18 protein-coding genes are annotated in these 15,670 nt (G+C 43.4%); 1 reads left to right on the top strand and 17 read right to left on the bottom strand.

Going from position 1 to position 15,670, the window contains the following annotated elements:
• Positions 1 to 53 precede the first annotated feature (53 nt).
• From topA to CW370_RS03850, 16 genes are all read right to left on the bottom strand, one after another.
• The gene (topA, locus tag CW370_RS03925; RefSeq protein ID WP_003245599.1) at positions 54 to 2,129 is read right to left on the bottom strand and encodes a type I DNA topoisomerase; all 2,076 of its coding nucleotides are present in this window, start codon (positions 2,127 to 2,129) and stop codon (positions 54 to 56) included.
• A gap of 187 nt (positions 2,130 to 2,316) precedes the next feature.
• A complete protein-coding gene (gene dprA / locus CW370_RS03920; protein WP_015715882.1) occupies positions 2,317 to 3,210 on the bottom strand; it encodes a DNA-processing protein DprA in 894 nt (297 codons plus the stop codon).
• Positions 3,211 to 3,270: 60 nt separating this feature from the next.
• Complete coding sequence (gene sucD, locus CW370_RS03915) at positions 3,271 to 4,173, bottom strand: succinate--CoA ligase subunit alpha (protein ID WP_024572248.1); 903 nt, start codon at positions 4,171 to 4,173, stop codon at positions 3,271 to 3,273.
• 28 nt (positions 4,174 to 4,201) lie between these two features.
• Positions 4,202 to 5,359 carry an ADP-forming succinate--CoA ligase subunit beta gene (sucC, locus tag CW370_RS03910; RefSeq protein ID WP_024572249.1) on the bottom strand — a complete coding sequence of 386 codons (1,158 nt, stop codon included), beginning with the start codon at positions 5,357 to 5,359 and terminating at the stop codon, positions 4,202 to 4,204.
• Positions 5,360 to 5,531: 172 nt separating this feature from the next.
• Positions 5,532 to 5,813 (bottom strand): FlhB-like flagellar biosynthesis protein, encoded by a 282-nt coding sequence (locus CW370_RS03905; RefSeq protein ID WP_003232001.1) that lies wholly within the window; start codon positions 5,811 to 5,813, stop codon positions 5,532 to 5,534.
• Positions 5,810 to 7,540 (bottom strand): hypothetical protein, encoded by a 1,731-nt coding sequence (locus tag CW370_RS03900; RefSeq protein WP_029945956.1) that lies wholly within the window; start codon positions 7,538 to 7,540, stop codon positions 5,810 to 5,812. The genes CW370_RS03905 and CW370_RS03900 overlap by 4 nt, the downstream gene beginning before the upstream one ends.
• A gap of 31 nt (positions 7,541 to 7,571) precedes the next feature.
• Complete coding sequence (gene rnhB / locus CW370_RS03895) at positions 7,572 to 8,339, bottom strand: ribonuclease HII (protein ID WP_024572423.1); 768 nt, start codon at positions 8,337 to 8,339, stop codon at positions 7,572 to 7,574.
• 70 nt (positions 8,340 to 8,409) lie between these two features.
• Entirely contained in the window at positions 8,410 to 9,258 is an 849-nt protein-coding gene (ylqF, locus tag CW370_RS03890) for a ribosome biogenesis GTPase YlqF (protein WP_014479772.1), read from the bottom strand.
• 142 nt (positions 9,259 to 9,400) lie between these two features.
• Positions 9,401 to 9,748 (bottom strand): 50S ribosomal protein L19, encoded by a 348-nt coding sequence (rplS, locus tag CW370_RS03885; RefSeq protein ID WP_003220825.1) that lies wholly within the window; start codon positions 9,746 to 9,748, stop codon positions 9,401 to 9,403.
• 139 nt (positions 9,749 to 9,887) lie between these two features.
• Complete coding sequence (trmD, locus tag CW370_RS03880) at positions 9,888 to 10,619, bottom strand: tRNA (guanosine(37)-N1)-methyltransferase TrmD (protein WP_029945957.1); 732 nt, start codon at positions 10,617 to 10,619, stop codon at positions 9,888 to 9,890.
• Complete coding sequence (rimM, locus tag CW370_RS03875) at positions 10,616 to 11,140, bottom strand: ribosome maturation factor RimM (protein ID WP_024572420.1); 525 nt, start codon at positions 11,138 to 11,140, stop codon at positions 10,616 to 10,618. The genes trmD and rimM overlap by 4 nt, the downstream gene beginning before the upstream one ends.
• A 4-nt stretch (positions 11,141 to 11,144) precedes the next feature.
• Entirely contained in the window at positions 11,145 to 11,531 is a 387-nt protein-coding gene (locus CW370_RS03870) for a YlqD family protein (RefSeq protein WP_014476793.1), read from the bottom strand.
• A gap of 121 nt (positions 11,532 to 11,652) precedes the next feature.
• Positions 11,653 to 11,898 (bottom strand): KH domain-containing protein, encoded by a 246-nt coding sequence (locus CW370_RS03865; protein WP_014476792.1) that lies wholly within the window; start codon positions 11,896 to 11,898, stop codon positions 11,653 to 11,655.
• Positions 11,898 to 12,170, bottom strand: coding sequence for a 30S ribosomal protein S16 (gene rpsP / locus CW370_RS03860; protein WP_003220815.1), 273 nt, complete (start codon positions 12,168 to 12,170; stop codon positions 11,898 to 11,900). The genes CW370_RS03865 and rpsP overlap by 1 nt, the downstream gene beginning before the upstream one ends.
• A 105-nt stretch (positions 12,171 to 12,275) precedes the next feature.
• A complete protein-coding gene (ffh, locus tag CW370_RS03855; protein WP_014479771.1) occupies positions 12,276 to 13,616 on the bottom strand; it encodes a signal recognition particle protein in 1,341 nt (446 codons plus the stop codon).
• Between the two features lie 13 nt (positions 13,617 to 13,629).
• The gene (locus tag CW370_RS03850) at positions 13,630 to 13,962 is read right to left on the bottom strand and encodes a putative DNA-binding protein (protein WP_003238590.1); all 333 of its coding nucleotides are present in this window, start codon (positions 13,960 to 13,962) and stop codon (positions 13,630 to 13,632) included.
• 178 nt (positions 13,963 to 14,140) lie between these two features.
• On the opposite strand from CW370_RS03850, the gene CW370_RS03845 reads away from it, so the two are divergent.
• Positions 14,141 to 14,626: an Ig-like domain-containing protein gene (locus CW370_RS03845; protein WP_003245834.1), complete on the top strand. Its 486-nt coding sequence runs from the start codon at positions 14,141 to 14,143 to the stop codon at positions 14,624 to 14,626.
• Between the two features lie 35 nt (positions 14,627 to 14,661).
• Here CW370_RS03845 and ftsY read toward each other — a convergent pair whose 3' ends face one another.
• Positions 14,662 to 15,651 (bottom strand): signal recognition particle-docking protein FtsY, encoded by a 990-nt coding sequence (gene ftsY / locus CW370_RS03840; RefSeq protein WP_003232026.1) that lies wholly within the window; start codon positions 15,649 to 15,651, stop codon positions 14,662 to 14,664.
• Between the last annotated feature and the right edge of the window lie 19 nt (positions 15,652 to 15,670).

Raw genomic sequence — 15,670 nt, 5'->3', positions numbered from 1 at the left:
ATTCAAGGCCTTCTTTTAACACACAAAGAAGGTGAGCAAGACCCTGCTCACCGCTACTTCTGTGGTTCTTCCTTATAATCGCATTCCACGCATTGGACTTGTATGCCTTTTTTGAGTTTTTTCTCGACGAGCATTTTTCCGCATTTCGGGCATTTTCGTTCAATTGGTTTGTCCCATGATACGAATTCACAGTCCGGATAACGGTCACAGCCGTAAAACACCCGTTTCTTTTTCGATTTTCGCTCAACAATGTTTCCTTCTCCGCAGCTCGGGCACTTCACACCGATTTGTTTCACAATCGGTTTCGTGTTCCGGCAGTCAGGGAAGTTGGAGCAAGCTAAGAATTTACCGTATCGTCCCATTTTATATACCATTGGAGAACTGCACAATTCACAATCCTCTCCAGCATACTCTGGTTCAATCTCAACTTCCTTCATTTCCGATTCGGCTTTTTTCACGCGTTTTTCAAAATCGGTGTAGAAATTATCGATAATCTTGACCCATTCGGTATTTCCTTCTTCAACATGATCAAGATCTCTCTCCATTTTAGCTGTAAACTCAACGTTAATGATCTCAGGGAAAAACTCCATGATCAAGTCAAGAACGATCTGACCTAATTCAGTCGGAACGAAACGTTTATTATCCAATGCCACGTAGCCGCGCCGCTGAATAGTATCAAGTGTCGGAGCATATGTGGATGGACGGCCGATACCGCGTTCTTCAAGGGTTTTAACGAGCCGGGCCTCAGTATATCGCGGAGGCGGCTGGGTAAAATGCTGCTCAGGTTCTATATCTTTTGATAATACCGTGTCGCCTTCTTGTAAGTCAGGCAGCATCCGGTCTTTTTCTTCCATTTGGTCGTCTTTTCCTTCAACATACACCTTCATAAACCCGGAAAACTTGACTTTACTTCCATTTGCACGAAATGTCAAACCGTTGTTTGTCAGGTCGACACTCATTGTATCGAGAACAGCCGGTGCCATTTGGCTGGCAACAAAACGCTCCCAAATTAATTTATACAGTCTCATTTGGTCTCTGCCGAGGACTGCTTTTAATTCACTTGGTTTTCTAAGAACTGAAGTCGGCCGAATTGCTTCGTGGGCATCCTGGGCGTTTTCATTCTTTTTCGCAGGCTTCCGTTTTCCGCCTAGGAACTCTTTTCCATATGTCTGATCAATAAATGCAGCTGCTTCATCAACAGCCGTATTTGAAATACGGGTTGAATCCGTTCTCATATACGTGATCAGACCAACCGTTCCTTCTCTTCCTAAATCAATTCCTTCATATAATTGCTGTGCAATCATCATCGTTTTCTTCGCTCTGAAATTGAGCTTGCGAGCTGCTTCCTGCTGCAGGGTAGAAGTGGTAAAAGGCAAAGCAGGATTACGTTTACGTTCCTTTTTGGTTACTTTTTCAACTGTATATTGATTCCCTTTGAGCTGAGAAAGAATCTCTTTTACATCAGCTTCACTATTTAAAGGAAGTTTTTTGCCGTTTTTCCCGAAAAAGCTCGCTTCAAAGGTTTCTTGACCTTTTAAGAACGTACCGTCAATTGTCCAATATTCCTCAGGCTTAAAGTCGTTAATCTCTTTTTCACGGTCAATAATCAAACGGAGGGCAACGGATTGCACGCGTCCTGCGCTAAGCCCTTTTTTGACTTTTTTCCATAAGATAGGACTGATTTTATATCCGACAAGCCTGTCTAAAATACGTCTCGCTTGCTGTGCATCCACTAAATCCATATTGATCATGCGGGGATGCTTAAACGATTCCTTAATAGCGTCTTTTGTAATTTCGTTAAACACCACACGGCAGTCTGAGTTGAGATCTAAATCAAGACTGTGTGCCAAATGCCATGCAATCGCTTCCCCTTCTCTATCGGGGTCGGCTGCGAGATACACTTTTTTGGCTTTTTTCGCAGCCGTTTTCAGCTCTTTTAATACCGGGCCTTTACCTCGAATGGTAATATATTTCGGTTCGAAATTCTGTTCTATGTCAACTCCCATTTGACTTTTTGGAAGATCCCGGACATGTCCCATTGATGCTTTTACTTTATATTTTTTACCTAAGTAACGTTCAATCGTTTTCGCCTTAGCGGGCGATTCCACGATGACTAGATAATCAGACATTTTCATCCCCCTCAAGAGGTGTTCTCTCTCTTTTCAAGATATTTCAATTTTATTTTTGCAGCTGTCTTTATTTGGCTTTCAACATTTCATTCTTTATCATGAACGTCATTAATTAAATAGAAAACAATATGCAACTTTAAATCCTCACTATTATTAAATATTACAATACCGTTTGTCAAACGATAATTCAAAAGGGTTCCGTATATTGAACGTTTCTCTCAGGAAGTTCCTCGAAAATATCCTCTGCTGACCATATGGCTTTAGCCCCCTGCTGGATCAGTTTTATAGGACCTCCGGCGTAAGGATCAAACAATGAACCGGGTACGGCAAATACCTCTCTCCCTTGTTCCAATGCTTGATAGGCAGTAATCAGCGAACCGCTTTTTTCTTTGCCCTGAACGACAATAACGCCTTCACTCAGTCCGCTGATAATACGGTTTCTCATAGGGAAATGCCATTTTTGGGGTTTAGTTTCAGGTGGGTGCTCTGACAGCAGGATATGGTGTTTAGCCATGTGATCTGCTAACTGAAGGTTTTCTCGGGGATAAATGTGTTGAAATCCGCCTGCAATGACGCCAATTGTCCGCCCCTTCGCCTTAATACTTGCAGCATGGGACATTCCGTCTATCCCAGACGCCAGTCCGCTGACAATCACCCAACCTTTACGACAGATCTCTTTTGTAAGATGATTGACAACTTGTTTCCCATAAGCTGTTGGATTTCTTGTCCCTACAATTCCAATTTTTCTCCCTTTCGAAAGAAGAGTCATATCACCTTTTGCAAACAGTACGGCGGGGGGATCATAAATGCTTTTAAGCCAGAAAGGATATTGCTTTGAAGAAATAGGGATGGTGTTAATGCCTTGCTCACGATAAGCAGCAAGTACACGCTGGAGCTTTGGATAAAGTTGTTCTATTTCGTTTTTTAATGCAGCTGCTTTTATTTGATCACGAGTAACCGTTTGTAACACGGGTGATGTCAGCGACATAGACGGATCGGCTTTCCACCATTTTAATAGAAGGGATGGGGATAATAATTGATTGATTCTGCAAATCGTTAGGCAGGCAGCGGCCTGATCCAATAGATTGACCTCCTTTTGTTAGAAAAAGCAGGAACAGCCTTGACGGCTGTCCCTTTTTTATTAATGCGTTTTGCAAGTTTCGAACAAGTTCTTCTCTTTCAGCACCTTGATTAAGGTTTCACCCATGACAGAAGGTGTCTCTGCAACTTCGATTCCGCATGCATTAAGGGTTTTGATTTTTTCATCAGCTGTCCCTTTTCCGCCGGAAATAATGGCGCCTGCATGCCCCATGCGCTTCCCAGGAGGTGCTGTTTTACCGCCGATAAAACCGACTACCGGTTTTGTCATGTTGGCTTTTACCCACTCTGCCGCTTCCTCTTCGGCAGTACCGCCGATTTCGCCAATCATGATGACTGCGTGAGTGTCAGGATCTTCGTTAAACGCTTTTAAAACGTCAATAAAGTTTGTTCCATTTACAGGGTCGCCGCCGATTCCAACAGCTGTAGATTGCCCTACACCCGCTTCTGAGAGCTGGTGCACCGCTTCGTATGTTAATGTTCCTGAACGTGATACAACGCCTACATGACCCTTTTTATGGATGTATCCGGGCATAATGCCGATTTTACATTCTTCAGGCGTAATGACACCAGGACAGTTCGGCCCTATCAGTCTCGTTTTCTTGCCTTCCATGAAGCGTTTGACCTTCACCATATCCAAAACCGGGATATGTTCTGTAATACAAATCACGAGATCAAGCTCCGCATCTACCGCTTCCATAATCGCATCAGCTGCAAACGGTGCGGGCACATATATAACAGACGCGTTAGCGCCGGTCGTTTGAACTGCTTCAGCCACTGTATTAAATACAGGAACACCTTCCACTTCTGTTCCGCCTTTTCCAGGTGTTACACCGCCAACGATATTTGTGCCGTATTCGAGCATCTGCTTCGTATGAAATAAAGCGGTAGAACCTGTAATCCCTTGCACAATAACTCTTGTATCTTTATTAATGAAAACACTCATTATTTGGTCCCCTGCCTTTCATTCTTTCTTAAACTAAGGATACGATTTTCTGCGCGCCGTCAGCCATTGATTCCGCAGATGTAATGTTTAATCCTGATTCACTAAGGATTTTCTTCCCTAGATCCACGTTAGTGCCTTCAAGACGGACGACAAGCGGCAATGTCAAACCAACTTGTCTAGTCGCTTCAACAACCCCTTCTGCGATGACATCACATTTCATAATGCCGCCGAAAATGTTGACAAAAATCCCTTTAACGTTTTGATCAGAAAGAATGATTTTAAATGCTTCCGTGACTTTTTCCGCGGTTGCACCGCCGCCCACATCAAGGAAGTTGGCCGGTTCTCCCCCATAATGCTTGATAATATCCATCGTAGACATTGCAAGCCCCGCGCCGTTTACCATACAGCCGATATTTCCATCAAGGGAAATGTAGCTTAGATCATATTTGGACGCTTCAATTTCTTTCGGATCTTCTTCATCCAAATCTCTGTATTCCATAATGTCCTTTTGTCGGTACAACGCATTGCTGTCAAAATTCAATTTTGCATCAAGCGCCATCACATTTCCGTCGCCGGTAACAACAAGCGGATTGATTTCGGCGATTGAGCAGTCTTTCTCAACAAACGCTTTATATAGTCCAAGCATAAATTTAGCAGCTTTTCCCACGAGCTCTTTTGGAATATTAATAGCGAATGCAATTTCTCTGGCTTGATAGCCTTGAAGGCCGACAGCCGGATCAATGACAGCTTTTTTGATTTTTTCCGGTGTTTTCTCCGCAACTTCTTCAATTTCCGTTCCGCCTTCTTCAGAAGCCATTAAAACGATTCTTGAAGTGGCGCGGTCAAGCACTAGACCGATGTAATATTCTTTTTTAATATCGCAGCCTTCTTCAATAAGTAAGCGTTTTATTACTTGGCCGTCCGGACCCGTCTGATGTGTAACTAGGGTCTTCCCTAATAGTTCTTCGGCATACGCTTTTACTTCTTCTAATGATTTTGCTATTTTTACCCCACCAGCTTTGCCTCGACCGCCAGCATGAATTTGAGCCTTTACGACATAAACCGAGCTGGATAAGCTCTTTGCACTCTCAACTGCTTCTTCTGCTGTAAAAGCCACTTTACCTTCAGGAACAGATACCCCATATTTTCTGAGGACTTCTTTTCCCTGGTACTCATGGATATTCATTTCCCATCCTCCTAACTTATGTAACAAAACTAAAATAGACTGCGCTTTCATTCTATAATAATACTGGAAGAATTGTCTACAGTTCGTTGCAAAATCTTTTAATCCTTCTAAACATTCAAACTTTTACTTTATTAAAAACATAAATTTCAAAGGAGGATGGGGAATATTTTAGCTATTTTTTGTTTTTTACACTTTCGTCCAATTTGTAAATGAATGAAAAAATCTCGGCTACCGTTTCATAAAGAGCTTCAGGAATTTGATCATCTACCGTCAAATGGCGCATTAATTCGACAAGGGTCCGATCTTCTTGAATCGGGACCCCTGCTTTTTTCGCTTCTTTGATAATGTTGTCAGCTACATGGCCCTTTCCTGTGGCAATCACTCTCGGCGCCTTGTCTTTTTGTTCGTCATAATGGAGAGCAACAGCTTTTCTGATCGGTGTCTGCTCTTTCATATTTTCACATCCACTTCCTGATCACTGATACTTGTTATATATTGATCGATTGAAGCCTTTTCTTCGGTGTGAACCCTTTTTTTAGCGTTTACCCCTGAAAGGCTGTACCCCATTTCCTTTAGCCCCTGTTTAAGCGCGGGCACCATCGGATCGATCGCAGCCTGCAGCTCGAAATCAGTCTCTATTGTAATAATCATGACTTTTTGCTGTACCAAGCAATCAACGACGGTTTCTTTTAGTGTATCAAGCTGCAGCAAAAACAAAAGGCGGCAATGGGAAGGATCAAGCTTTCCATCCGCTCCTTTCTTTCCTTTAAACAGAACAGTCATGTCCTGAACCCCTGACTTCGAAAACATCGGAAATGACATTACAATTTGGCTGTATGACGGATGGTCATGCTGCATGAAAAGCTGGCCATTTAATTTATGAAAAAGCTGATCGGCTTCTTGTTTGACTGGTTCGGCTACCTCATGCGATGCTCTTAAGGCAGAAAGAGCCAGCTTGATGGATTGCATTTCGCCAGATGTGACTGCGCTTCCTTGTTCAAACGCTTTAATGAACGCAACCTCGTCCCTTGCGCCGATTGCCGTTTTCACTTTGGATAAGAACGAAAGAACATCTGCTTTATCCGCCAAATGGGGTGCTGTCTGCTGAACAGCCTTTAAAAAGACTTCGGCTTCCTGGTCTGTGACTTGTGCCGCTTGTAAAACAGCTGAAGCTGCAAGTGACTTACTATCACCCGATGAAGCAGCCGCTTTAATCCAATTTGCTGCTTCTTTCACAATTTCGAGACTGTTTTTTTCAGCAGATTCCGTCAGCTTTACCAGCAGCTGGCGGGCTTCTTTAATTGGAATGTCTACTGCTGTTTTAACAGGCTCTTCTTGTATGCTTCTCTGTTCTGCTGTGTGATTTGCAACCGGCAAGCTTGCTTTTCCGGGGGAGCCAACTGGTGTGCTAAGCTCCCTGCTTCCAGCTGTATTCGCCGGAGAAGGTGCTTTCGTATTGTCGGTTAAAGAAATAAGCTTATCAATCAGCCGTTCTGCATGGACATCGATTTCACTATTTAAAAGCACCGTAACTGCTTCCTTTAGCTTTGACATCATTTGGCTCTGCTGAGGGTTTTGGTCGATTGCCTGAAGCAGCTGGGATACGTGCTGATGCAACGGAACAGGCGATTTCACAGCGTGAACACCATTCAAAATCTCGGAATGAATGGGAAGATCACGCTTTAAAGCGAAGAGAACCGTTTCAACTGCTTTTTTTGTGTCTTGCGAAGGCAGCGTGTCCATCCAGCGGACGGCTGTTTTGATATCATTTTCTGTTACGGGTGTTTTGCTCTTCAGCATCGCTCCTGTCATCATGAGAGCTGCGTTTGACGTCTTCACTGATATGGCATTTAAAAGCTTGCCAGCTGCATCCTGAATGGTTTTAGGATTTTGGTCAAAGCTTTGAACGACCTGAAGACGGCCTGTTTGTTCTGCCGTTTTTTTTTCGTAGGAAAACCAATAGTATGCCTGAGGGCGAAGCTGGGCCTCAAGTTTTCCCTGAACAGTTTGATTGCCGACTTGGATCAGGGCATGCTGATCTCCTAGTAAGCGAAGCACTTTTCCTAAGAGGAGACGCTTCTCCCCGTTTAGCGCTTCGTTTACTTTTGATGTTTCCTGCGGGACGGCTGTACGCCCAAAAAGGTGCTGCAGCGCCTTTTGCACATCATTTCGTATGTTCATTTTAAAAAGGTGCCTCCTTGTCCATGGTGATTTATCTGAAAGATTGAACAGGAGCGAAAGTTTTGCGGTGCAATTCAGTTGGGCCGTATGCAGCGAGAGCTTCCAAATGTTCTTTTGTCCCATAGCCTTTATTTTTTTCAAAGCCGTACATGGGGTACGTTTCGGCATAAGCGCTCATCATTCGGTCCCTCGTCACTTTTGCGATACACGCACCTGCCGCAATAGACACGCTTTTGGCATCGCCTTTTATAATTGACGCCTGAGCCGTGTCGAGCGGAAGTGTCATTGCGTCAACAAGCAAATAATCAGGTGTATCCGACAAATCCTGTATCGCTTTCACCATTGCCATTTTTGAAGCTTCATATATATTGATCTCATCAATCACAGTAGCTTCTACAATTCCTATCCCGACCGCCAGTGCTTCCTTCATAATAAGCTCGTAATATTCCTCGCGTTTTTTCTCTGAAAGCTTTTTGGAGTCTGTCAGTCCAAGTATTTCACATTCCTCTGGAAGGATGACTGCGCTGGCGACAACTGGTCCTGCCAATGGCCCCCGGCCGACCTCGTCAACACCTGCAATCAAGCGAAATCCCTTGTTTCTTGCCAGCCTTTCATAGGAAGTCATATTCACCCATTGTTCTTTCAGCGCTTTTTCTTTCGCTTGCTTTTTAAGCCATTGCTCTACAAGCGTTTGAACGCTTTTTCTCGGGTCGTTTTCGCATTGGGCAATGAATGGGTCTTGTGCATCCTTCACTTCCTCCAAACGGTCTTTAATGTCCTTTACGGTTAATGTATTCACTTTCTCTTCTCCCTTACTGTATGTATCGGTTCAGCCAAGAAAAAATAAAGACCCGCATTTCTGCGCGCCTTTACATCGTCGGCTGTTCAAATGACAGCCTGCCGAACTTTTCAGTGCGAATATCGCGAATGATGACTTCAGTCGTCTTATCGTAGTTAATGAGCCCACCGCTCATGAGACAGCCCCGCTTTTCACCTATTGCATCAAACAGCTCAGCAATGTCCTCTGGGATCTCATCAAGGCCATAACGCTCTTTAAGCCGTTCTGGGTAATGTTCTTCGAGAAAACGAAGACCAAACACGGCCACGTCCTGCAAATTGATAATCGAGTCTTTAATAGCCCCGGTGACTGCCAGTCTCAAACCGACAAGTTCATCCTCAAATTTAGGCCACAAAATTCCCGGTGTATCTAATAGCTCTAATTCTTTCCCAACTTTGACCCACTGTTGAGAAGTCGTAATGCCAGGTCTGTCTCCCGTTTTTGCTATGTTTTTCTTTGCAAGCCGGTTGATGAGCGTTGATTTTCCGACGTTTGGAATGCCGATAATCAAAGCGCGAATCGCTCTCGGCTTCACACCTTTCGCACGCATCCGGTCAAATTTTTCTTGGAGGATCTCTTTTGATGCAGGCACAATTTGATTTAACCCTTGTCCATTTACAGAATTAATAGACAGAGAGCGGATCCCCTGCTTCTCAAAGTGCTCTTTCCACCGCTGTGTAACTGCCGCATCTGCTTTGTCAGCCTTGTTTAACAGCATAATTCGCGGCTTGTTTTTTAGAATATCTTCAATCATTGGGTTTCTTGATGACATTGGAATTCTGGCATCTACCAATTCATATACGATATCGATTAATTTTAATTTTTCGGTTACTTCCCTTCTTGCTTTTGCCATATGGCCCGGGAACCATTGAATTGTCATGTGACACGAACACCGCCTTTATCTTCAGTATGCATGATTCATTGTTGTCCTTTATGTATTTTACGATGCCTGTCCGGCATTTTCAAATTCTGTATAAAAAAAGAGCTTGTTACAGGTAACAAGCTCTTTTCGTTCGTTATCATTATCGTCTGATCTCTTTAATACGAGCCGCTTTTCCGCGAAGTTCACGCAGGTAGTAAAGTTTAGCACGGCGTACTTTACCGTAACGTACAACTTCGATTTTCGCGATTTTTGGTGTGTGTACTGGGAAAGTACGTTCAACGCCAACACCGTAAGAAATCTTACGAACTGTGAACGTTTCGCTGATTCCACCACCACGACGCTTAATCACAACACCTTCAAAGATCTGGATACGCTCACGGTTACCCTCAACAACTTTAACGTGTACACGTAAAGTGTCACCAGGACGGAACGCAGGAAGATCAGTACGAAGCTGTTCTTTTGTGATATCTTCAATTAGTTTTTGCATCGTTTTCAACTCCTTCCAACAGATGCTCTTGGCCACAAAAACCGGCACAGCGGAACATCGTTTTCAAGCTTGCAGCGGATAAGCCCGCTTAAGCCACAAGTAGTATCTTATCACAATTTCATAGCCTATGCAATAAAATCTATTCTTTTTCCCATTCAGAAATCCACTTTCTTTGCTGCTCTGTAAGCGGGTAGTCTTTCAACAGATCCGGACGTCTTAGGTAGGTCCTTCTGATCGATTCTTTATTCCGCCATTCTTCAATTTTTGCATGGTTTCCTGACAAGAGTGTTTCAGGCACTTTTAAACCTTTGTAATCTGCCGGTCTTGTATAATGCGGGTGCTCTAAAAGTCCGGTGCTGAAGGAATCCTCAATATGGGAAGCCTCTTTACCCAGTACACCCGGAAGCAGTCTGACCACACTGTCTGCGATCATCATTGCAGGGAGCTCACCGCCCGTCAGAACAAAGTCGCCAATTGATATTTCATCCGTTACCAAGTGCTCGCGAATGCGTTCATCATAGCCTTCATAGTGGCCGCAAACGAACAGCAAATGTTCTTCCTTTGCTAATTGTTCGGCTTTTTTTTGGGTAAAACGCTCACCTTGCGGGCATACGAGGATAATACGCGGAGCAGCGGCTGCCTTTGATGTCAGGTCCTCGACCGCGTCAAAAACAGGCTGGGGCTTGAGAACCATGCCTGCCCCGCCGCCATAAGGATAATCATCAACAGTATTGTGCTTGTTATCAGAGTACTCCCGGAAATTTACGACTTGAAACTGCACCGCATTTTTTTCCTGGGCTTTTTGAAGAATCGATGAGCCGAGCACGCCTTCAAACATTTCGGGAAACAGCGTCAAAAAGTCGATTTTCATTCGTCTATTAACCCTTCCATGAGTTCAATCTCAATTTTCTTTTCCTTGACATCGATATGTTTGACCACTGATTCAATGTAAGGAATGAGTGCGTCTTTTTTTCCTTTTCTTCCGATGACCCAAACGTCATTGGCTCCAGGCGTCAAAATTTCTTTGACCTTTCCGATGAGTTCGCCTTCTTCAGTAAATACTTCACACCCAATAATTTCGTGGAAATAAAATTCACCCTCATTCAGCTCTCCTAATTCTTCTTCAGGAACTTTAATGATTGCGTTTTTCAGCTCTTCTACTTCATTTAGGTTTTGTCTTTCTTTAAACTGCAGGAGATGAAATTGCTTATGCAGTCTATGTGTGTTTACCGTTACCTCCACTGGTTCGTTACGGCCGTCCATAAACAAATACAGCGTGTTTCCCGGCTTGTATCGTTCTTCGGCAAAGTCTGTTTTTGAAATCACCCGCACTTCGCCTTTGATTCCGTGGGTATTTACGATTTTGCCTACATTAAACCATCGCTTTGTCATATGATCACCTCTGGCGAATTTCAATTACTTTTCCGTCTTTTATGACGATGGTGTTCGCTGCTGTTTTCTCATGCCAGTCATCCCCGGCTTCAATCGTCAGCAGCGCATCGACTTCCTTTTCTTTCAACTCACTGCCAAGCGGCAATGTATGTACTTGAGCAATTTGAAAATCAATGATTTTTATATCATCTTTTCGCTTTTCTATTGCCTTTTTAAATTGTTCAATCATATCAGGGTTTTGCTGTTCTTTCTCATGTTTTCTAAGCTGAAAATAGAGCTGGCTGCATTCTCGTTCAAGCATTTGTTTCTTCTCAGCAAAAGAAGCTAAAAGCTTTTCTTTACTGCGCTCGGTTAAGACTTGCATAACGGCTACACGGTGAATAATTTGCATCGCACCAAGCTCCCCGCTTTTAAAACTTTTACTCGCCCAGGCTTTTCTATTTTGCCTAAGCTTCTATCAGTTTACCCTTTTTTTGCGTGTAAAAAAAGGGGAGGTGCCGGCCCTCTCCCTTTTAGTCAAATATTTCAAATTGAACTTTCTTAGAAGACTGTGCGCCAGCTGCAAATACAGCTGTTCGAATCGCTTTTGCAGTCCGGCCTTGCTTTCCGATAACTTTACCGGTATCTGACTTATGGACAGATAAGCGCAGCGCAATCTTTTGATCGGTTTCTTCTCTTATGACGCGAATGTCATCTGGATGATCAACAAGCGGCGTCACAATGTGGACAATCAAATCTTCCAAGTGTTGATCAGTCATTACTTGCCTTGTTTAGCGTTGTGGAATTTTTCCATGATTCCTTGGCTAGAGAACAAGTTGCGAACTGTATCAGATGGTTTCGCTCCAGTTTGAAGCCATTTAAGAGCAAGCTCTTCGTCAATTTTTACTTCCGCTGGTTTTGCAACCGGGTTGTAAGTTCCGACTGTTTCGATGAAACGGCCGTCACGTGGTGAACGAGAATCTGCTACAACAATACGATAGAAAGGAGATTTTTTTGCTCCCATACGTTTTAAACGAATTTTTACTGCCATTTTACTAGCACCTCCGAAAATATTTCAACAAGATAGTATATTAACAATGATAAAAGTGTTTGTAAAGTGTTTTTTCTTAACAACGGTTTTATCATGTATAACCGATTACATAAAAGGTAGCTTAAACCCTTTTTTCTTGCCTTTTGACATGTTTGTCATCTGCTTCATCATTTTTTTCATTTCATCAAACTGCTTAAGCAGACGGTTGACTTCCTGTACGGATGTCCCGCTTCCTTTTGCAATCCGCTTCCGCCGGCTGGCATTGATAATATCCGGCTGTTCTTTTTCAAGAACAGTCATTGATTTGATGATTGCTTCCACATGATTCAGCTGTTTTTCATCAACTTGGATGTTTTTCAGGCCCTTCATTTTACCTGCACCCGGCATCATTTGCAGAAGCTCATCAAGCGGCCCCATGTTTCTGACTTGCCCGAGCTGCTCCAGAAAATCGTCCAATGTGAAGCTCATCGTTCTCATTTTTTGTTCCAGCTCTTTGGCTTTGTCTTCATCAACGCTGGCCTGTGCTTTTTCAATCAATGTCAGCACGTCGCCCATGCCGAGAATCCTTGATGCCATGCGTTCAGGATGGAACGGCTCTAACGCATCAAGCTTTTCGCCCAAACCTGCGAACTTAATTGGCGTGTTTGTAACAGCGCGAATAGAAAGCGCAGCCCCGCCGCGTGTGTCTCCATCCAGCTTAGTTAACACAACACCGGTTAAACCGAGCTGTTCATTAAAGCTTTTGGCAACATTCACAGCGTCCTGACCGGTCATTGAATCGACAACCAGGAAAATTTCTTCCGGATTCGCGATTTCTTTGACGTTGGTCAGTTCATCCATCAGTTCATGGTCGATATGCAAGCGCCCTGCCGTATCCAAAATGACATAGTCATAATGTTCTTCCTTGGCTTTCTCAATAGCCTGTTTAGCTATTTCTACAGGACTGACCTGATCGCCAAGAGAGAAAACAGGCATATCAAGCTGTTTGCCGAGTGTTTCCAGCTGCTTAATTGCGGCTGGGCGGTAAATATCGGCAGCAACCAGCATCGGTTTGCGATTATGCTTTTTGCGCAGCAGATTCGCAAGCTTACCGCTTGTTGTCGTTTTACCGGCACCTTGGAGACCGACCATCATAATAACAGTCGGCGGCCTTTTTGCGACGGCGATTTTGCTCTCTTCGCCGCCCATCAGCTCAGTCAGTTCCTCTTGAACAACTTTAATGACCTGCTGGCCGGGCGTCAGACTTTTCATGACGTCTTGGCCTACAGCGCGTTCACTTACTTTTTTGACAAAATCTTTGACTACTTTAAAGTTAACGTCAGCCTCAAGCAGCGCAAGGCGAACCTCACGCATCATATCTTTTACATCTTGTTCGCTGACTTTCCCTTTTCCGCGGATTTTAGAAATCGTCTGCTGCAGTCGGTCGGCTAATCCTTCAAATGCCATAGTTTGCCGCCTCCTAATCTAATTTCTCAAGCGCTTCAATCAGAGCTGTAATTTCTTCCTCTTCTTTTGAACCGGAAGCAAGCTCCTTCAGCTTATTAAACATCTCTTTACGCTCCTGAAACTTTTTCAAAAGGAGCAGCTTTTCTTCATATTGTTCAAGCATTGCTTCTGTTCGTTTGATGTTATCATAAACAGCTTGTCTTGAAACCTCATATTCTTCGGCTATTTCGCCTAGGGAGAAATCGTCCAAATAATAAAGCGACATATAGCTCTTCTGTTTTGACGTCAACAACGACTGATAAAAATCAAACAGATAATTCATTCTCGTTGTCTTTTCGAGTGACATTTGAGCTCTCCCCTTTGTTAAGTCAAATCCCTTTACGATAACTTAGTTTACACGGTTTTATTGACACTGTCAAGTTTTTATCTTGTCAAAGCGGTGATTAACTTTTTTCCAAAATACGCTAAATATCATCCAATTTATTCCGATATTGTATATGAACCCTATTTAAAGGAGGATTTTTATGAAAAAAATCGGTTTATTGTTTATGTTATGTCTGGCAGCCCTGTTTACAATAGGTTTTCCGGCACAGCAAGCAGACGCTGCTGAGGCACCTTATAAGGCTTCGATCACAAATATCAGCACAGATGGAGGGGTTTACGGTAAAATCAATTATGGACAAGGTCAATATTGGCGAGTCAAGTACAATATTACAGTAAGCGGCAAATTACTCGACCAAAACGGACAGCCAGTGCCAAACGCGCCCGTAAGATTTGAAGCGGACACGAAGGTCGGAAACACAACACAAACTGCTTCAGGAACCACTGATGCAAACGGAACATTTGAGGTTCCAATGTATTTGGGGCCAGCTGCTGGTTACTATACGTATTACACATCTGTTTCCGTTCATTACTATGACATCATCCCATTCAGAGTTTTTTCTGGTGAATCAAGACTGGTATCCACTGATAACAGCCTTTATCATTTCGCCTATCAAGTAAGAAGATAAAAAAGAAAAGGCCCCAAGATGTTGGGGCCTTTTTCTTAATCGTCGGCTTTTTCCACTAAATCTGAAAAGAGTCCGTACACATAGGATTCTGGATCAAATTCCTGAAGATCATCAACTTTTTCTCCTAAACCGACTAGTTTAACCGGGATGTGAAGCTCGTTGCGAATCGCAAGGACGATACCGCCTTTTGCCGTACCGTCAAGCTTCGTTAAAGCAATGCCGGTAACATTTGTTGCTTTAGAGAACTCTTTTGCCTGAGCCATTGCATTTTGGCCGGTCGTGGCATCAAGGGCAAGCAGCACCTCATGCGGAGCTTCAGGAACTTCTCTTTCGATAACACGTTTCACTTTTTCAAGCTCTTTCATGAGATTTACTTTGTTTTGGAGACGACCTGCCGTATCACAAATTAATACATCGGCATTTCTTGCTTTCGCAGCATGAACAGCATCGTAGATGACAGCCGCCGGATCGCTTCCGGCCGTCTGCTTAATGACAGGCACTCCTGTACGCTCTCCCCACACTTCCAGCTGTTCAATGGCCCCCGCTCTAAAAGTGTCTCCGGCGGCAAGTACGACAGATTTTCCTTCTTGTTTCATTTTATGAGCAAGCTTTCCGATCGTTGTTGTTTTCCCGACGCCGTTTACACCTACCAGAAGGATTACGTTTAAACGCCCATCCTGGATGTTCAGTTCTGAAATTTGCTCATCTCCACTGTTATAAATCTCGACCAGTTTCTCAGAAATCACTGACTGGACTTCCTTTGGATCTTGAATATTTCTGCGTTTGACTTCTTTTTTCAGCTCATCTATTAATTCCATAACGGTTGTAAAACCGACATCAGCGCTGATAAGAACCTCTTCAAGCTCTTCGAAGAAATCCTCATCCACTTTACGGTAACGGGATACAAGATCATTCACTTTGTTTTGAAAGGAGTTTCTTGTTTTTTCAAGGCCATCCTTAAACTTTTCAGATACGGAATCTGTCTGTTTTGTGATTTTCTCTTTTAATTTTTTAAAAAAGCTCATCTTTTAACCTCTTTCCTCG

Source organism: Bacillus sp. SN32 (assembly GCF_002837495.1).
Classification (GTDB): Bacteria; Bacillota; Bacilli; order Bacillales; family Bacillaceae; genus Bacillus; species Bacillus subtilis.
This window is presented reverse-complemented; position numbering and strand designations above follow the sequence as displayed.